The organism is Porphyromonas somerae, assembly GCF_022845615.1.
Taxonomy (GTDB): Bacteria; Bacteroidota; Bacteroidia; order Bacteroidales; family Porphyromonadaceae; genus Porphyromonas_A; species Porphyromonas_A somerae.
The window spans coordinates 569,071-588,516 of the sequence record NZ_AP025559.1; the positions used below are offsets into that span (position 1 = coordinate 569,071).

12 protein-coding genes, 2 tRNA genes, 2 rRNA genes and 1 pseudogene are annotated in these 19,446 nt (G+C 46.1%); 14 read left to right on the forward strand and 3 right to left on the reverse strand.

Going from position 1 to position 19,446, the window contains the following annotated elements; genetic code table 11:
• The first annotated feature begins 6 nt into the window (after positions 1–6).
• The 7 genes from MWL85_RS02465 to MWL85_RS02495 all read left to right on the forward strand — a co-directional run bounded on the left by MWL85_RS02465 (position 7) and on the right by MWL85_RS02495 (position 7,819).
• A tRNA-Ile gene (locus MWL85_RS02465) sits at positions 7–80 on the forward strand.
• 68 nt (positions 81–148) lie between these two features.
• A tRNA-Ala gene (locus MWL85_RS02470) sits at positions 149–222 on the forward strand.
• Positions 223–520: 298 nt separating this feature from the next.
• A 23S ribosomal RNA gene (locus tag MWL85_RS02475) occupies positions 521–3,412 on the forward strand.
• 173 nt (positions 3,413–3,585) lie between these two features.
• A 5S ribosomal RNA gene (rrf, locus tag MWL85_RS02480) occupies positions 3,586–3,694 on the forward strand.
• A gap of 592 nt (positions 3,695–4,286) precedes the next feature.
• On the forward strand, positions 4,287–5,915 hold the full coding sequence (locus MWL85_RS02485; protein ID WP_244401286.1) for an ABC-F family ATP-binding cassette domain-containing protein: 1,629 nt from the start codon (positions 4,287–4,289) through the stop codon (positions 5,913–5,915).
• Positions 5,916–5,938: 23 nt separating this feature from the next.
• Positions 5,939–6,919, forward strand: coding sequence for an N-acetyl-gamma-glutamyl-phosphate reductase (locus tag MWL85_RS02490; protein ID WP_070707054.1), 981 nt, complete (start codon positions 5,939–5,941; stop codon positions 6,917–6,919).
• 6 nt (positions 6,920–6,925) lie between these two features.
• On the forward strand, positions 6,926–7,819 hold the full coding sequence (locus tag MWL85_RS02495; protein WP_244401287.1) for an MlaD family protein: 894 nt from the start codon (positions 6,926–6,928) through the stop codon (positions 7,817–7,819).
• A gap of 81 nt (positions 7,820–7,900) precedes the next feature.
• Here MWL85_RS02495 and MWL85_RS02500 read toward each other — a convergent pair whose 3' ends face one another.
• The 3 genes from MWL85_RS02500 to MWL85_RS02510 are packed head-to-tail and all read right to left on the reverse strand — an operon-like array spanning position 7,901 to position 11,338.
• Entirely contained in the window at positions 7,901–9,826 is a 1,926-nt protein-coding gene (locus MWL85_RS02500; RefSeq protein ID WP_244401288.1) for an NAD(+) synthase, read from the reverse strand.
• A gap of 10 nt (positions 9,827–9,836) precedes the next feature.
• Positions 9,837–10,637, reverse strand: coding sequence for a phosphoserine phosphatase SerB (gene serB / locus MWL85_RS02505; RefSeq protein WP_244401289.1), 801 nt, complete (start codon positions 10,635–10,637; stop codon positions 9,837–9,839).
• Positions 10,634–11,338 (reverse strand): DUF5715 family protein, encoded by a 705-nt coding sequence (locus tag MWL85_RS02510; RefSeq protein WP_244401290.1) that lies wholly within the window; start codon positions 11,336–11,338, stop codon positions 10,634–10,636. The genes serB and MWL85_RS02510 overlap by 4 nt, the downstream gene beginning before the upstream one ends.
• A 501-nt stretch (positions 11,339–11,839) precedes the next feature.
• Here MWL85_RS02510 and MWL85_RS02515 point away from each other — a divergent pair.
• The 7 genes and pseudogenes from MWL85_RS02515 to MWL85_RS11675 form a co-directional block, all read left to right on the forward strand.
• Positions 11,840–14,695, forward strand: a complete 2,856-nt coding sequence (locus MWL85_RS02515) for a TonB-dependent receptor (protein WP_244401291.1) — start codon at positions 11,840–11,842, stop codon at positions 14,693–14,695.
• Between the two features lie 26 nt (positions 14,696–14,721).
• Complete coding sequence (locus MWL85_RS02520; RefSeq protein ID WP_244401292.1) at positions 14,722–15,690, forward strand: metallophosphoesterase; 969 nt, start codon at positions 14,722–14,724, stop codon at positions 15,688–15,690.
• A 189-nt stretch (positions 15,691–15,879) separates the two neighbouring features.
• Positions 15,880–16,356 carry an Hsp20/alpha crystallin family protein gene (locus MWL85_RS02525; RefSeq protein ID WP_244401293.1) on the forward strand — a complete coding sequence of 159 codons (477 nt, stop codon included), beginning with the start codon at positions 15,880–15,882 and terminating at the stop codon, positions 16,354–16,356.
• Between the two features lie 365 nt (positions 16,357–16,721).
• Entirely contained in the window at positions 16,722–17,291 is a 570-nt protein-coding gene (locus MWL85_RS02530) for an RNA polymerase sigma factor (RefSeq protein WP_244401294.1), read from the forward strand.
• Positions 17,270–18,400, forward strand: a complete 1,131-nt coding sequence (locus tag MWL85_RS02535; RefSeq protein WP_244401295.1) for a porin family protein — start codon at positions 17,270–17,272, stop codon at positions 18,398–18,400. The genes MWL85_RS02530 and MWL85_RS02535 overlap by 22 nt, the downstream gene beginning before the upstream one ends.
• Before the next feature lie 39 nt (positions 18,401–18,439).
• A complete protein-coding gene (locus tag MWL85_RS02540) occupies positions 18,440–19,093 on the forward strand; it encodes a hypothetical protein (RefSeq protein WP_244401296.1) in 654 nt (217 codons plus the stop codon).
• Positions 19,094–19,232: 139 nt separating this feature from the next.
• Positions 19,233–19,395 (forward strand): annotated as a pseudogene (locus MWL85_RS11675) (IS30 family transposase); the annotation flags it as partial.
• Positions 19,396–19,446 lie beyond the last annotated feature (51 nt).

Consider the following 19,446-nt stretch of genomic DNA (forward strand, 5'->3'; position numbering starts at 1 on the left):
TGATATAGACCCATAGCTCAGTTGGTTAGAGCGCTACACTGATAATGTAGAGGTCGGCAGTTCAAATCTGCCTGGGTCTACGAGTCTTACGAGAGGGATGATAAGCTAGCAAGAGTGCTACTTATGAGATAGGAAAGTATAGAGATATGGGGAATTAGCTCAGTTGGCTAGAGCACCTGCTTTGCAAGCAGGGGGTCATCGGTTCGAATCCGTTATTCTCCACATTTGGCGTCACATTTATGGTGACAAGCCGAGCGATCATAGACATATTGGCAAATATATAGATATTGAAACAATAGTAAAGAGACAAAGAGGATTCTGGAGATGGTACGCGAGTACTATCGAAGGTCTTTTCGAGATAGAGATGAGATCTCATTGTGTAAAGCAAATTCTTTCGATTTTTACTTGAGCGACAATGTTTAGTATACTTAATTAAATGCGAGAGCAAATAATATTTGTATTGTTATTATACAACATTATGCGTGGTGCTTTACGCAAGTAAGGCACTAGTATAAAAGGTTATAAAGTAAGTAAGGGCAGACGGCGGATGCCTTGGCTCTAAGAGGCGATGAAGGACGTGACAAGCTGCGATAAGCTGTGGGGATTGGCACATACGACGTGATCCACAGATTTCCGAATGGGGCAACCCAGTAGGTTTAACAGCCTACTACATGCTATGCATGAGCAAACGTGGGGAACTGAAACATCTAAGTACCCATAGGAGAAGAGAACAATTTAGTGATTCCCTTAGTAGTGGCGATCGAACGGGGACGAGCCCAAACCATTCTTGTTTCGGCAAGAGTGGGGTTGTAGGACTACAACATGTTACAGGCGGTAACGAGCAGAAGTGAGCTGGAAAGCTCCACCATAGAGGGTGATAGTCCCTTATGCGAAGTGAAGGCTTGGCTAGTAGTATCCTGAGTAGTGCGGGACACGTGCAATCCTGTATGAATCTGGGGGGTCCATCCCCCAAGGCTAAATACTCCTTAGAGACCGATAGTGAACGAGTACTGTGAAGGAAAGGTGAAAAGCACCTCTAGTAGAGGATTGAAATAGACCCTGAAACCGTCTGCTTACAAGCGGTTGGAGCTCCATTTGGAGTGACAGCGTGCCTTTTGCATAATGAACCTACGAGTTACTATATATAGCTAGGGTAAGAGCTTCAGGCTTGGATCCGTAGCGAAAGCGAGTTTTAAATGGCGATATAGTTATATATAGTAGACGCGAAACCAAGTGATCTACCCTTGACCAGGTTGAAGTTCAGGTAACACTGAATGGAGGACCGCACGGCAGAATGTTGAAAAATTCCCCGATGAGTTGAGGGTAGGGGTGAAAGGCTAATCAAACTTGGAAATAGCTCGTACTCCCCGAAATGCATTTAGGTGCAGCCTTAGAGTTTAAATATAAGAGGTAGAGCGACTGATTGGATGCGAGGGCTTCGCCGCCTATCAAGTCCAGACAAACTCCGAATGCTTATATGTACACTCTAGGAGTGAGGGCATGGGTGCTAAGGTCCATGTCCGAGAGGAGAAGAATCCGGACCATCTGCTAAGGTCCCGAAATGACAGCTCAGTTGACTTAAACGAGGTCACGATGCATAGACAGCTAGGATGTTGGCTTGGAAGCAGCCATTCATTTAAAGAGTGCGTAACAGCTCACTAGTCGAGGATTGTGGCATGGATAATAATCGGGCATAAGTTGTCTACCGAAGCAGTGGAATCATTTATGATTGGTAGGGGAGCATTCCAGCGTGGTTGAAGATAGATCGACGAGGTCTGTTGGACATTCTGGAAGTGCAAATGTAGGTATAAGTAACGATAAAGGGAGTGAGAATCTCCCTCGCCGAAAGACTAAGGTTTCCTCCTCACCGTTCGTCGGAGGAGGGTTAGTCGGGACCTAAGGGTAATCCGTTTGGTGATCTCGATGGAAGAAAGGGTTAATATTCCCTTACTCGGTATGTTAAGTGATGTGGAGACGGAGAAGTGAAAGTCCTGCCTACTGTTGGAATAGTAGGTTAAAGGGTGTAGATATTGATCTTGGTAGGCAAATCCGCCGAGAGAGTCGAACCTGATAGTATGTGAATCCTTCGGGTGCAGCAATATGGACGTAAGCAGGCTCCCAAGAAAATCCGCTAAACGTTAATAGCATATCGACCCGTACCACAAACCGACACAGGTAGTTGGGTTGAGTATACTAAGGCGCTCGAGTTAGCCGCGGTTAAGGAACTAGGCAAATTGGTCCTGTAACTTCGGGATAAAGGACGCCGTTGTGGCGACACAACGGCCGCAGAGAATAGGCCCACGCGACTGTTTATCAAAAACATATGGCTATGCGAATTAGAAATAAGAAGTATATAGCCTGACACCTGCCCGGTGCTGGAAGGTTAAGAGGAGAGGTCAAACGTAAGTTGAAGCCTTGAATTGAAGCCCCAGTAAACGGCGGCCGTAACTATAACGGTCCTAAGGTAGCGAAATTCCTTGTCGGGTAAGTTCCGACCTGCACGAATGGTGTAACGATTTGGGCACTGTCTCGACCGCGCGCTCGGTGAAATTGTAGTATCGGTGAAGATGCCGATTACCCGCAATGGGACGAAAAGACCCCGTGAACCTTTACTATAGCTTTACATTGCCTCTGGGTATTAGATGTGTAGGATAGGCCGGAGACTTTGAAGGGTGCACGCTAGTGTGCCTGGAGTCGCTGTTGAAATACGGCCCTTTTGATATTTGGATGCTAACTTGCAGGAGCAAGGACAATGTATGGTGGGTAGTTTGACTGGGGTGGTCGCCTCCAAAAGAGTAACGGAGGCTTCTAAAGGTGCCCTCAGACCGATTGGTAACCGGTCGTAGAGTGTAATGGCATAAGGGCGCTTGACTGGGAGACTTACAAGTCGCACAGGAAGGAAACTTGAGCATAGTGATCCGGTGGTTCCGCATGGTAGGGCCATCGCTCAAAGGATAAAAGGTACTCCGGGGATAACAGGCTGATCGCTCCCAAGAGCTCATATCGACGGAGCGGTTTGGCACCTCGATGTCGGCTCGTCACATCCTGGGGCTGGAGAAGGTCCCAAGGGTTGGGCTGTTCGCCCATTAAAGTGGCACGCGAGCTGGGTTCAGAACGTCGTGAGACAGTTCGGTCTCTATCTATTGTGGGCGTTAGATATTTGCGAGGGTCTGGTACTAGTACGAGAGGACCGTACTGGACACACCTCTGGTTTATCAGTTGTTTCGCCAGGAGCATAGCTGAGTATCCATGTGTGGTTTAGGATAAGTGCTGAAAGCATCTAAGCACGAAGCCCTCCTCTAGATTAGATATCTTTTAAGGGTGGTTGGAGACTACGACCTTGATAGGCTGCAAGTGTAAGTGCCGTAATGCATTTAGCTGAGCAGTACTAATTACCCGTAAACTTTAGGCCGAAGTGTAGTGTTGTGTAATTACAGTACGCATGAATAGGTACTAAATGTTGTACGCTTCATATATTGAGTAAGATAGATAGAATTGAGATATACATTCGAGATGTCATCTCAGAGTTTCTAAGAGCTATTGATAGTAGATAGCTATGATATTTGCCAGTATGTCACGATATAATTAGGTGACTATAGCACTAGGGATCCACCTCTTACCATTCCGAACAGAGAAGTTAAGCCTAGTCACGCCGATGGTACTTTTAACAAGGGAGAGTAGGTAGTCGCCATTTTACAGAGAGAGACACTTTAGGAAGTTTTTCCTAGAGTGTCTCTCTTCTTTTTTGTACTGTTCACTGCCACTTGCCTCTCCATCGCTGCTTCTGTAGCCATTCTCGGACGAGTCGGACGAGTCGGACAGATCGGACGAGTAGGGCAGGTCGGATAGGTCAGAAAGGTGGGCAACTGCTGACCAATGCGATGAAGAGGGCCATAGTATTCCTTAGCTTTATTTAGGGCTCTCTAGGGAGCAAGGTAGGTGGGGCTCTTTGGTATCTTTGTGCTTGTTTATTGCATATTTATTGCGTTTGTGGAGGTGACTTGTGCATTCCTTTTTAGTTTCTTCCTTTGGGTTGTGAGAACTATCCTTTCGGCTTCATCGTCATTTTTTATTCATTTCCAAAATACTATTTATTTCATATCTATAGTCAATTGTGATTGTGTTTCAGTTCGTATTCATTTATTTTGCTATAGGTATGTTGTTTTTTATATTCTTATATATTGGAATTATTTGTAGTATTATAGATTTCATGGTCATTCTTTCTGATAGCTAGATGTTATTTGGTATCTTTGCTTATAATTTACCATAATAGTAGTAAGTAAGAGATGATTCAACTAAGTGATCTAGCGATACAATTTGGGGGGCGTACCCTTTTTCAAGATGTAAATATGCAGTTTTTGCCAGGCAATTGCTATGGCATTATTGGCGCTAATGGAGCGGGAAAGTCTACGCTTCTTCGTATTATCAGTGGGGAGTTGGACCCTACTAAAGGGATGGTGTCGATGGCTCCTGGTGAGCGTCTTTCAGTATTAAGTCAGGATCACTTTGCTTTTGACCACCTTTCGGTGATGGATACGGTGCTCACGGGGCACACAGTACTTTGGGATATTATGCAGGAGAAGGATGCTCTCTATGCAAAGCCCGACTTTAGTGATGAGGATGGTATACGTGCGGCGGAGCTGGAGGAGAAGTTTGCTGAGATGGAGGGGTGGAATGCTGAGAGTGATGCGGCACAGTTGCTCTCGGGCCTGGGCATAAAGGAGGCTTTTCACTATCAGATGATGGGTGACCTGAGCAATAAACAGAAGGTGCGGGTGCTACTGGCAAGAGCACTCTTCGGTAAGCCTGATAACCTGCTATTGGACGAGCCTACCAACGACTTGGACCTAGATACGGTGCAGTGGCTAGAGAATTATCTGGTAGATTTTGAGAATACGGTGCTGGTGGTGAGCCACGACCGTCACTTCCTGGACTCTGTTTGTACACATACGGTGGATATCGACTACGGCAAGGTGCAGCAGTTTAGTGGTAACTATAGCTTCTGGTACCAGAGTAGTCAGCTTGCCCTTAGGCAGCAACAACAGCAGAATAAGAAGGCGGAGGAGAAGAAGAAGGAGTTGGAGGAGTTTATCCGTCGATTTAGTGCCAATGTGGCGAAGAGTAAGCAGACCACTAGCCGTAAGAAGATGCTGGAGAAGCTCAATGTGGAGGAGATTAAGCCCTCTACTCGTCGCTACCCAGGTATCATCTTCACCCCTGAGCGTGAGGTGGGTAATAAGATATTGGAGGTGAAAGGGTTGACGGCCTATGCTGGTGGCGATGGTGAGGAGACGCTATTATTTAAGAATATCAACTTCAATATTGAGAAGGGGGATAAGGTGGTATTCCTCTCGCACGACCCTAGAGCGATGACTGCTTTTTTCCAAATCATCAATGGCGAGGAGAAGCCAGCCGAGGGTACATTTGAGTGGGGGCAAACGGTAACGACTGCCTACTTGCCTTTGGATAATAGTGCCTACTTCAATACGGATTACGACCTGATTGAGTGGATTTCGCAGTTTGCACAAGATACCAATGAGGTCTTTCTAAAGGGGTACCTCGGACGAATGCTCTTCAATGGAGATGAGCTGAAGAAGAAGGCGAGTGTGCTATCAGGAGGAGAGAAGATGCGTGTGATGATCGCTCGAATGATGCTACAAGATGCCAATGTGCTGGTCCTCGATACGCCTACTAACCACTTGGACCTTGAGAGTATCCAGGCTTTTAACAATACGCTGATTAACTATCCTAGCATCGTGCTATTCAGTAGTCACGACCACGAGTTTATCAATACAGTGGCTAATCGTGTGATTGAGTTAGGTCCTAATGGTATCATTGATAAGATGATGAGCTATGACGACTATATCACCGACCCAATAGTCGCTGAACAGAAAAAGAAAATATACGGCGAGTAGCTGAATAATAAAGTCTAGTAGTTATGTATAAAGTAGGGATTGTAGGGAGTGAAGGTTATGCGGTGGGGGAGCTATATAACCTATTGGTACACCACCCAGATGTACACCTAGAGATGATCTATGCTCCCCAACGTGCGGGAATGAGTGTGGCGGAGCTATTCAATGACCTCAACTCTATGCGTACACTCAATTTTACTGATGAGCTACAGTTGGAGGGACTGGATGTGCTTTTCTTGTGCCTACAATCTGCAGCGAGTACCCGAGAGTTTTTGCAACGCTTTGAGATGCCTGAAGGGATGAAGGTGATTGACTTCTCCCAAGAGTATCGCCATACCGACCCTGAGGAGACGGGCTTTGTATATGGGCTGCCAGAGGCCAATCGTAGAGCACTTACCAAAGCTACCAAGGCTTCGGTGCCGGGGGCGTTTGCATCGGCTATTCAGACGCCTCTGATCCCGCTAGCTAAGCACCTGCTACTCAATAGCGATATCCACGTTACTTCTGTGGCTGGAAAAACGGAAGCACTCGCTCGTCCGCGTGTAATCTCTGGCATCACTTATGATATGCTCTTTGATAACTTCCACGTACTACAACCATTAGAGCATCGGCATATTGGTGAGATTGAGCGGACGCTACGTAATATCCAGAATAGCTTTGATTCGGAGATTGTCTTTATCCCTATGCGGGGAGACTTTAATAGGGGAATCTATACGACGCTTTATCTTGACTGTCCTCTTGATATTGATAGTGTGCGAGCAATCTACGAGGAATATTTTGATGATCACTCCTTTGTGCATATCGTCGATTCTTACCCCGATGTGCGTGATACGGTTAATACCAATGAGATGCATATCCATCTCTCAAAGCACGGTGATCGGCTCCTGATTGTCAGTACCATGGACAACCTGATGAAGGGAGCTGCTGGCACGGCAATTCACATTATGAATCTGATGCTGGGACTGGTGGAGAGTACAGGTCTTAATATCAAGCCTTTAATATTCTAGTGAGTTATGGAGAAGAGTTTTAATCATAAGCAAAAGGCCACTCTGATAGGGGTCACTACTTTGGCAACTATATTGATGTTTTACTTTGGGTTTAACTTTCTCAAAGGCATCAATGTATTCGAACAGAATAATACCTATTATGCCACTTTCTCTAATCTCCAAGGCGTAGACCGCTCTACTTCGGTCTACCTCAATGGGTATAGAGTGGGTAATGTGCGGAGTATCAAATTTGATTATAAGCACTTTAATGGAAATGTGGTGCAACTCTCCCTTAATTCAGAACTGCAAATCCCCCTCAATACGGTGGCTGTTATCCGTGATAACCCATTGGCAGGTGGTTCTATTCATCTGATGACACCAGCGGAGACTACAGGATATGTAGCCCATGGCGATACGTTAGTGGGTCAGTCGACGGTCGACTTCATGTCAAAGATATCAGATGAGTTATTGCCTAACCTTAATGCTGCTATTCTATCTATTGACAGCCTCAGTGGTAGTGTGAATGGATTAATTAATAGTACGGAGGTTCAGGAGATTATGTCTCAACTCAATGCCTCTACCAAGGCGATTAGCTCAACTACTCGTCGGTTGGATGGTTTGATGTCGGGGACGGTGCCCAGGATACTTGATAGTGTAGAGTCATCGGCAGGCTCGGTGCAAAGTGTCACTGGTAAAATAGAGGAGGCCAATATTGAGCAAACCCTTGCTGACTTCTCTCGCGTGGTATCGGAGTTGAAAGCCGTCTCCGTGCAGCTTAATAGTAAAGAAGGCAGCCTCGGACTGCTCCTCAATGATCAGCAACTGTACCAAAAGCTTGATTCCGCAGTATTGTCGGCCGATAGCTTGCTCCAAGATATTAAGACCAATCCAAAGCGGTACGTCCGCTTCTCCCTGTTTTAATATAGAGCTTTACACATAAAATAAATAGAGCCGATGGGTTGTATGACCCATCGGCTCTATTAGTATATAGTGGTTACGGGGTTAGAACTTGTCGATGGCTTCTAGCCACATCTCTGCCGAGGCATCACTAGGCATACGCCACGTGCCACGAGGAGAGAGGGATACTACACCCACCTTTGGTCCATCTGGCAGGAAGTTGCGCTTGTACTGCTGTGCGAAGAAGCGACGAGCAAAGATCTTCATCCACTCCTTGAGCTGCTCTTTGGTATAGATACCATCAAAGGCCTTCCGAGCAAGATAGAATATCTTGTTGGGGGAGTAGGCATTCTGAAGCATATGGTAGATAAAGAAGTCGTGCACCTCATAAGGCCCGATGATGCTTTCCGTCTGTTGCTTCAATGCTCCCTTGGTGAGTTCCGGACTTACTGGGGTATCAACGATATCTCTCAGCAATTGGGCTAGCTCCTCACTATCGAAGAGCATGGTATCGGCAAAGTGCTGTACCATCATCCTTACCCCTGTCTTAGGGATAGAGCCGTTGATGCTGTACATACTTGCGTGGTCGGCATTGAACGTACACCAGCCGAGTGCCAACTCACTGAGGTCGCCAGTACCGAGTACAAAAGCCCCCTCCATATTGGCAATATCCATCAGCACCTGAGTCCGCTCCCGTGCTTGTGCATTCTCGTAAGTGGTATCTTCCGTAGTGCCGTTGTGCCCAATATTCTTCAGGTGTGCGACAGATGCCTCGCTAATAGAGACTTCCTTCGAGGCAACACCAAGAAGAGAGACCAGTTTTTTAGAGTTTTGATAGGTGCGGTCACTGGTGCCAAGGCCTGGCATCAGTACCCCGATCACATCCTTGCGATCACGGCCTAGCATATCCATTGTACGCACAGCTACGATAAGGGCGAGTGTGCTATCCAAGCCACCACTTACACCAATCACCACCTTTGATCCCTTCAGGTAATTGAGTCGCTGAGCGAGTGCTACCATCTGGATTTGGCACATCTCTTCACAACGCTCAGTAAGGTTGGTTGTAGAAGGCATAAAAGGATTCCTCTCCACCGGACGAGTCATCTCAAAGCTCTTATCCGCCTCCTTGAGTTGGAATGGTACCACACTTAGTTTATCCCCACCTGCATAGACTGAGGCCGCTGTACGGAAAGAGCTATTGATTAGGCGCTCTGTGCGGATGCGCTCTACATCGATATCGCTTACAAGCAACTTTTCTGCTAGCTCGAAGCGCTCCATCTCTGCCACAATCTCTCCATTCTCAGCGATAAAGGCCTTCCCGCTATAGACAAGATCTGTGGAGCTTTCGCCAAAACCGCATGAGCAGTAAACGTAGCCAGTGATTGCCTGACTAGAGAGAGAAGAGACAAGCGACTTGAGGTATTTATTCTTCCCCGCATTCTCGTTGCTCGCCGAGAGGTTGAAGATGAGGTGTGCCCCATTGAGTGCCAAGCGGGTGCCTGGTGTCACGGGCGTCCACATATCCTCGCAAATCTCAATGCCAACCCCTACATCGCCACACTTAAAGATAATGTCGTGCCCAATCGGTACCTCGTGAGTCCCGATAGTCACAGTGGAGTAGGAGAGCTCTAGCGAGCTATCAAACCACCGCTTCTCCTGAAACTCCCGATAGTTGGGCAGATAGGTTTTGGGTATGGCTCCTAGTATCTTCCCCTCTTGGATTGCTACTGCGGCATTGTATAGCTTCTCCTCCGCCCTTAGTGGCATGCCCACGATGATGAGCATCTTAAGGTCCTTGGTGCGTTCCGCCAATTGGCAGATGGCCTTCTCAGCCTGTTCGAGCAAGAAGGGTTGTAAAAATAGGTCTCCACAGGTGTATCCTGTGATAGAGAGTTCAGGGAAAGTGAGCATCTCTACATTTTGTTCCTCTGCACGGCGAATCATCGCCTCGTGACGCTTTACATTGTAGAAGCAGTCTGCTACTTTGACGAATGGCACTGCTGCGGCCACTTTTACGTATCCGTACCTCATATGTTTAGTATTAGTTTGTAAATTCTTTGCATAAAATCTGTTGAACACACTCCATTAGTGGTAGGGGGTGATGGGGCGTGGCGTGTAAAAGTATGCACGACCCCACGTGGGTCATCATCTCTAGGTCGTTATAGCCATCGGCCACTACTACGATATCTTTTGGCAGAATTTGATGCTCCTCTGCCAATTGCCTCAGCACCTCCCACTTGGCCTCGGGCGAGAGTATTGGGCCACTGATGCGACCGGTGACTTGCCCATTATCCAATTCCCATCTAGTGGCAAAGCAGTGCTCAATACCCGTTATCCTTGCAATGTACTCGGCATATTCACTCCACGCACCAGAAATGATTGCGGTTTTGATCCCCTTGATTTTCAGAGAGGCAATCAACTCTTTTGCTCCCTCAGCCAGAGGAAGTAACTGATAGATATTCTCCAAACGCTTCACCCTCGTTCCTTGTAAAAGGGCCACCCTTTTCTCGTAATTGTGACTCCAGTCTTTAACCCCATTAAGTGCCTCCTCGGTGAGCTGTCTTAGCTCCTTTTCCATCTCAGGTGTTACTCCTTGCGTGGCAATGGTGTGTATGAATTCGCCTGCTACTAGCGTGCCATCAAGGTCAAATGCCACCAGCTTAGGTTGGGTAAATGAGGGGTTAACGTATTGGATCAGCACCTCTTCCCTGCGTACACGGTCAATAAGTTCCTTGAGCAGCTGCTTACGGCTTATTGGATCGTGTACATTTTTTATCTCCTGATACCTTTCGTAGTCTGGAGAGATGATTCGGACTAAAGGGTTGGTGCTAATAGGTCTCATCGTACAGTGATATGAAAGCAGGCTTGTTGACGCTCATGCTTGATGTAGCAACGCTCTTGATTGTGATACCTCTTGAGTACCATGGCGAGAAGGTGCTTCAGCTCTTCCTCCGATAGGTCACGTGGGTCATTAGGGTCTACTTTGTCAAACCTTTTCCACGATATATCTACCGTAGTTCCATACCTATGGGTGCTATTTTCGGAAGCATTGCCATTCCCTCGTCGTAGCTTTCGCACATCTTCCTCCGTGCGTGTAACACTCGTGATCACTGGGCGATAGAGTGGAAGTCGGTCCTCCGAAAGCACTCCTACAAAGCTCGACCCAATCTCCTCAAGGAGCTGTGCCATTTCAGGAATCACATAGGGAACGGAGTGTGTCAGCTCCATTATTTTGTAATGATCATTGCTCTGTAGCTCCACGAGTCCCTTCTTATGCTCCAGCTCATTGCGAGTTTGGGCTGGGGTAATCCCTTTTTTCTTGGCTGCTTTGAGCTGTATATCATTGAGGTCATTGAAGTCTCTATTGTAGCTCCCCCTAAAGCGATAGGCCACCCTCCCTTCCATCACCTCCATAGGGTAGGGATCGGCCGGCTCTGGACGTTCCCAGGTCCATGCCATCAATATCCCAGTGATGACCACTAATGGGACAATATATCTATAAAGGTAGGGACGCCAATTAATTGGTCGCTTAGTCTCTTCCATTTTAAGCTAATAGTACTATAAGTATATCTCTACGCAAATCTACTAAACATTAATGAGATAATCACTCCCTTTCAGTTTAGGAGCGAGGGTATGCATCAGCCTAATGCGTCACCCCTGAGTCAATCGCCATCTCTAAACCCTTCATAAATCATCTATGCTAGTGGGGTAAAAGTGGAGATGCAACTAAGCAATCGGCGAGTTGCAACTAAGCATTTGCCGAGTTGCATCTCGCCGATTGTTTAGTTGCATCTCGGCAAGCGCTTTGGTATAGTGTTGAAATCCAGTTGGTTGTGAAAGGTGTGTCTGTGACCCTGTTTTAGCCGATATTTTCGTCTTATTTCGCAGTTTGGAATTCTGGGGGATGGGGTAGTTCTTGAGGATAAGTTACGTGATGATCGCAACAGCATTGTCACATAGACAGAAGGGAATTGTAATCTGGTTATTATACTTTTGCGAAACGAATAGTTGTCACGTTAACAATGTTAAACTAGAAACATTATTATGTTTAGAAAAGAAAGGATGCTATGGTTGTCAATAGTTGCCGGGGCTTTATTATTACCCAGCAATCGAGTGGCTTCGGCAACGCAACCCATAGAACGTTCAGAGAAAGCTCAACCCTCCAAGACCACAGGTAATCTATCGGGTGTTGTACTCGATGAGAATGGAGCATATCTGCCTGGAGCCATATTGACCTTGGATAAGGACAATCGGTACACAGTCTCTACTGCCGATGGCTCGTTTGTCTTCCTAGATGTCCCAGCAGGTTCATATACTCTGACGGTCAAGTATCTAGGCTTTGAGGAGTACAATTCTAAAGTTACCGTACAGAAAGGAAAAAATATCAGTATCAATGTGAAGTTGCGTGAGTCAACATTCACAACTGGTGAGGTGGTGATTGTGGGAGAGCTATTGAAAGGTCAAGCCCGTGCACTCAATACGGAGCGAAGTAATAGCAACATCACCAATATGGTCTCTGCAGACCAGATAGGGAGGTTCCCCGACTCCAATGTTGGTGATGTCTTGAAGCGAATATCAGGCATCACAATGCAAAATGACCAAGGGGAGGCTCGCAATATCGTGATGCGTGGTTTAGCACCACATCTCAATTCGGTGACCCTCAATGGCGGACGCATACCAAGTGCCGAAGGGGATAACCGCAATGTGCAGATGGACTTGATCCCTAGTGATATGATCTCTATGATCGAGGTCAATAAGACTCTACTCCCCGATATGGAGGCCGATGCTATCGGTGGTTCGGTCAACTTAGTTACCAAGACCGCCCCACGACGTCAAAAGTTATCGATCAATATGGGTGGAGGTTACAACGTTATTCGAAATAAACCAACCTTCAATGGAGCCCTCACCTATGGCAATCACTATCTAGATGATAAGCTAGGAATGGTGGTTTCTTTTTCATATCAGAATAAAGACTATGGCTCCGACAATATTGAGGGCGAATGGACTTCCAAAGGTGATGATATCTATATGAAAGACTTTCAGATCCGCAAGTACGATGTACAGCGTGTACGCCGTAGCGGATCTATCAACCTGGATTACAAGTTCAATAACTCAAGTTCAATCTACTTGAAGACCCTCTACAATTGGCGTGATGATAGAGAAAATCGCTTTCGCTACCGTATGACCAAGATGAAGCTAGAGAGTGACGGCACTTATAGCGGACGTATTGATCGCCAGACTAAAGGAGGTATTGACAACTCTCGCAATCGTAATCGCCGATTAGAGGATCAGCGTGTCTACAATATCGCTTTGGGTGGTGAGCATCTATTGGGAAGTAAGGTAGAGATGAACTGGGGAGCCTCCTACTCAAGAGCTTCTGAGCATCGCCCTCACGAGCGCTATATCAATATGCGACAAAAGAAGGTCACTTTTGAGCAAGACCTATCTGATACTCGATACCCAAAGATTTCAGCACAAAATGAGTCTGTGGATAAGTTTGGATTGGATACGCTCTCAGAGTCTGAGCAGATGACCTATGAAAATGAGTGGGGTGCCAAACTCAATTTCCGCTTTCCCCTTTCCGTGATTCCCGAGCAGAAAGGTCGTCTCCGTATTGGTGCCAAGCTTCGCCTCAAGGAAAAGGATCGAGACAATATCTACTACGAATATGAACCAAAGGGTGACTTCCCAGATTTCCCTCAGATGGACTTGGTAGAGTGGAACGATGCTAAGTTTCTTAATAGCAAAGGCTATGTGCCAGGACAATTCCCAAGCAAAGCCTATTTGGGCGGGTTGGATCTCGGTAATTCCCAAAAGTTTGATCGCGAGGCCATACTGAGTGAATACTGGACTGCCAACTACAATGCTAAGGAGAATATCTATGCTGCCTATTTGCGGTGGGACCAAAATATCACCAAGAAGCTAGTGATTATTACTGGGTTGAGAATTGAGCACACAGCGATTGACTACCTAGGGCATACATTGATAGAAGATGAGAAGGGTGAAGATGTCAAAGACAAGAATAGCTATACCAACTTCTTCCCTAATCTGACCCTTAAGTACGAACCCAATAAAAAGACAGTACTGAGAGCTGCCTATTCAACTTCTATTGCTCGACCAAACTACTACTGGTTGGTACCTTATATGAATATCTCAAATGCCGATCACAATATATCGCTCGGCAATTCGGATCTTAAGAGTACCTATGCTCACAATGTGGATCTAATTGCTTCGTACTATCCAGGTAATGTGGCATCGCTATCTGCGGGGCTCTTTTACAAGCATCTGAACGACTTTATCTACACCTATGCGACCAGTAGCTTTACGAATAGTGACTTCGCCAAGCTCTATCCCTCCCGTAGCAATCCAATTCCAGTGGGTGAGGAGTGGGACTACAAGACACACCACAATGGCGAGTCGGTAGATATATATGGCTTTGAGGTCTCGTACAATCGCCAGCTCGACTTCCTGCCCTTGGCCTTCCTACGGCGCCTTTCTCTCTACCTCAATTACACCTATACCCACTCCAAGGCTTCGGGTATTACCAATGAAGAGGGCGAAGAGCGTCAGGGCATGATGTTGCCTGGTTCGGCACCTCATACCGTTAATGCCTCTATCGCTTTCGAGGATAAGCACTTCACGGCACGTCTATCATTCAACTATACCAGTTCGTATGTCGATGAATTGGGTAAAAATGATTTCGAAGATCGTTACTACGGAAGTCAGGCTTTCTTGGACTTCAATGCCAATTACAAGATAAAGCAAAACTTGCAAATCTTCTTCGATGCCAAGAACTTACTCAATACGCCCCTCTATTACTACCAAGGCCAGAAGGATCGGCTAATGCAATTGGAGCTTTACAAGCCAACCTTTAACGCTGGTATCCGTTGGAATCTATAAACATTTACATTCATTATAATAGGACTATGACTTACAAAATAAATAGGATCTTACTAGCCCTTTGGCTACTACTACCGCTAAGTGCCTTTGCACAGATGTCGCCTTCAGAGATAGCTGAGGCGAGTGATGGTGGATTTAATTTCCTGATTATTACCGACCAGGGTCGCAATGGCTATTATGATCAGAAAGCTATTGCACAGAGTATGGGCGAACTGGCTGGCAATGGCGATGCCGAGTTTGTACTCACCCTTGGAGATAACTTTCACTACATTGGGCTGGAGAGCACTTCCGACCCGCTGTGGATGACTAACTTTGAATTGGTCTACGATCACCCCGAGCTCCAGATACCTTGGTACCCCATCATTGGCAATCATGAGCAAAAGGGTAATGTGCAGGCGATGATTGATTATTCTAAGGTTAGCCGTAGGTGGGTGATGCCCGCACGCTATTACTCTCTCTGCTTCACGACTGACGAGGGGGAGAAGGTGGAGCTCTTTATGTTGGATACTTGCCCGCTGATTGATAAGTATCGTAATGATCCAGAGTACCGAAGCGTACAGGGTGAGAGCCGAGAAGAGCAATTGGCTTGGCTGGAAAAGGGCTTAGCCAATAGCACGGCGGATTACAAAATAGTTGCCGGTCATCACCCCGTATATGCGGATACAAAAAAGTCTGAATCAGAGCGATTGGATATGCAGAAGTACGTTCAGCCACTGCTGGAGAAGTATTGGGTAGACCTCTATCTATCAGGACACATACACAATCATCAGCATATTCGCCCTCGTGGTAGCTCTGTTGACTATGTGGTGGTCTCATCGGGTGCTCTTTCACGAAAGGTGAAGCCGATAGAGGGAACGCAGTTTTGTAGCCCTGAGACAGGATTTGCCTTTATATCCATAAAAAGCGGTAAGCTCACCATGTATTTATTGGATAAAGAGGGCAATGAACTGTACCATATATCCCGCACGAAATCACATTCGTTATCTAAGAGGTAGGGGCTAGTAACCTTTGTCGCTCTTTTTTGTCAAAAACCGCATGCTGTCGTGACGAAATAGTCAATTGTCAGGACTAAGTGTCAAATATCTATCTTGGCAAACGCTTTGCACTTACTTAAGTAGCTAGGGCAGGTGGCTCTAGGAAGTGTTTGATAATAAGCATACTAAACTTAAAGGAAGGAAATAGATATGGGACGTACAATTTTTGACTTGATGGATGAGATATTTGCCAATGATATGGTGAGACCAGCTGTGGCAAGTAATAGGCGGAGCACCACTCCTATGTGCAATGTGATGGAGAGCGACAAGGAGTATACCATACAGATAGCAGCTCCTGGACTGACTAAGGAGGATGTGCAGGTAAAGCTTGATGAAGATGAGGCGCTGGTGATTTCGATGCAAAAGAAGGAGGAGCAGAAGGAGGCGAACTCTGCTGAGGCTCCAGAGAGTGAGCATAAGGAGGTTTCAAGGGTTGAGGAAAGCCCCGTGAGATACTTGCGTAGGGAGTTTATGCATCAGAGCTTTGTACAAAGGCTATTGCTTCCCGAGGATGTTGATAAGGAGGGCATCTCGGCCAAGATGGAAAATGGAATGCTAGAAGTGGTGATTCCAAAACTCAAGGAAGAGGAGAAGACTCCTATTGAGCGTGTGATTAACATTGGCTGATAGATGATGTAGAGTAGAATTAGCTGTTGAATAGTTTGTTTGTGAAGTGGCGGTCGTTGGACTTAGATAGTTCTGACGACCGCTTTTTTCTGTGCTTTGATGTATCTTGCACTGAAATAGAGAATGATGCACGAAGTGCCATTCTCGTACATTTGCTTCAAATGTGCTGAGACTTTGCACGAAGGATGAGATGCCAGGCGCTGAGGGTGAGGGTGCTGGGAGCGTACTCATGTACGTGACCGACCCCGAATCCCGAAAGCAACGCAGCAGATCGCTTTCGTGCAAAGTCTCAAATAAATTTGGTAATTGATGCAGTATTTTAGTGATCTCCTTGTTATCACTATAGAGAGACCAAGATAGAATGTATGGATCCAGTAAATAGCGAACAAATAATAGCCTCACTACTCGGTAGTGACCCAGAGAAGGCATTTCAGCAGATCTACGAGCTTTATGCACGTAGGCTTTTGGGCGTTGCCTTTCGGTATGTGGGGGATAGAGAGGTGGCTAAGGATCTATTTCAAGAGGCTATCTGCAAGGCCTATAACGCTAGGAATACCTTTAAGTATCAAAGGGAAGGATCGCTAATAGCGTGGCTGAAGCGTATTATGATTAATGAGTGCATCAATCACCTCAAAAGCTTCTATGTACGCATGGTGGATAGATATGACGAGGAGCAGCAGAGAGCCGAGGAGGTGCCTCAAGATGAAGAGGTGGGGTGGCTAGCCCAGCTAGATAATGACCTCTTGATGGAGATGATCGCGGGGTTGCCTGATGGCTACCGAGTGGTCCTTAATATGTATGTGATAGAGGGGTTTAGTCATAAAGAGATAGCAGCACGATTAGGAATTAAGGAGCGAAGCTCATCATCTCAGTATCATCGTGCTAAGTTGGAACTTAAAAGGAGGATTGAGCAATGGATCAAAGAGCAAGAATAGAACCAAAAGATCAGTGGGAAAAGAAGCTGCGTGAGAAGTTGATGGATTATCAAGCTCCTATCGACCAATTACCCCCATTGCAGCTACCAGTAGAGCGACAACGGAGACCTCTCCTTTGGCTAGTATGGGGCGGGGCGGCTGTAGCTGCAGCGGTCATTCTCTTATTACTACTGCTACACCAGGATAATGAACCTATTGATCAGTTGGTACAGTGTACAGATGGCGAGATCGCTAAGATTGTAGAGCCTATCAAACCTATTGACCACGAGGAGGGTATTACTCAAGTAGATCAATTCGTGCGATACCATAGAGCGGAAAAGGTGGAGTCCACCAACGAGACAATAATACAAGAAAGTACAAGTGATGAGGTGATTACTGACCTGCCTGAAAAGGAGGTGCACGAGGAACCCGTGGAGGCGGAGAAGGAGGTGGAGAGAGAGCAAGAACCGCCTCTGGAGGAAGTGAGACCTTATGGAAAGTCGATAACTGTAGCACCTAAGGAGCAGCGACCCATCAGGCTATCTGTGAATCTAAGTGGCGCCTCCATCAGTAGCGGTGGAGTGGGGGATAATGCTACTCGGTACAGCTTAGTGAGTGTCACAGATAGTCGCTACTTCGAGCCCATCAAAGAGCAATTCTTTACTAAAGAACTGGCCCCAATAGAACTGGCGGTAACGGCTATTCTTCCACTCTCAAAAAGGTGGAGCCTAGAGAGTGGTGTGCAGTATGCTTATAGGCACCTTAATGTGACCTCCAACTTAGGTTCTGAATTCATTGCAAAGATTCATGCAGTAGGTGTCCCCCTGAATCTGCAATATTATTTTGCTGATCTAGGTCGATGGAAGTGCTACGGAAGTGCTGGAGCCAGTGGTATGTTCCCAGTCTCGGTAGCATACAAAGGCAACGGAGTTAAGAAGCTCAAGCAGAACTTTTATCTCGATACCCACCTCTCAGTAGGAGCAGAGTATAGCATCACCAATTCGATGTCCCTTTATGGTGCGATAGGCGGTGGATATGATGTGATACCTTTGGATAAAGAGTTTTTTAGCTCTGCCAACTCGCGGTGGCACCTCAAGATGAGTGCTGGACTTCGGTTTGAAATAAAGTAATATACAATTTGGTGTAATCATTTAAATAGTCATTTAATCATGAACAAAAAGAGATTTTATCTTATCGGTGCAGTCCTGCTATTGGGCTTAGGACTGACTAGTTGCTTGAAACCTTCCGACACCCCAGAGCTACACTTCACACGTGAAAACCTAGGGTCGGCCAAGGTCAATGGCAAGGAGTTTGAGCATACGGTCTATCTTGCCAACCTTCCTTATCGCCAGAATAACCCTTACTTCTATTACAGTGAGAAGCATAAGGTGGGGTACTTCCCAATTTACCTCTCACCGAAGGGTGGTGATGTCCGGACACCTACTCAGTATGGCGTTATCCTATATCTCGACCTTAGTAAGGGAGTACCTGAGCTGAATAAGCCTTATGAGTTTAAGCCAACTAGTTTGGTGAATTCATTATCGCCCAATCAGGAGCTGTTTTCGCTCTTTATTAAGGAGCGAGCTAAGCTACTGCCAGAAGGAGCTCAGGGTATAGCTGTGGTGTATCGTAGAGGAATCATCGAAAGGAGTACTGCCGAAGGTAGTATCACCTTTACCAGCTTTGATACAAAGAAGGGTACTTGTACTGCTACCTATCAGCTCAAAACCACTTCTCAAGATAAGTGTGGAGAGCTCAACTTCACACATGGTATGATCAATACAAAGATTTATACTGATAGAAAAGTAGAACCAAAGAAGTAACCTCCTCTTGCAGGAGCTAGTATAATCTCAAGTGTATTCATTTTGTGGGTAGCTCGTCTGTTGCTTAGGCAACGGGCGAGCTTTTTCATGCTTCTATCAACTAAGGAATAGCGGAATATACTAAACTTCTTATTCTGCGTACTCAAATAAACTACTGAGACAATACCTGAAAAAGAATGAGGACTTCAAAGATTTTACCAATAAGCAAGTACTTAATTATGTACAGAAAATCAACTCAAGATCAAGAAAAAAAACACCAGTACAAGACCCCAATGGCTATCTGGTTGGAAAATAATAAGTAAATTGCACTAGTGATTTGAATCTACGATACTGCTGAGCAGTTTAAAGAAGGT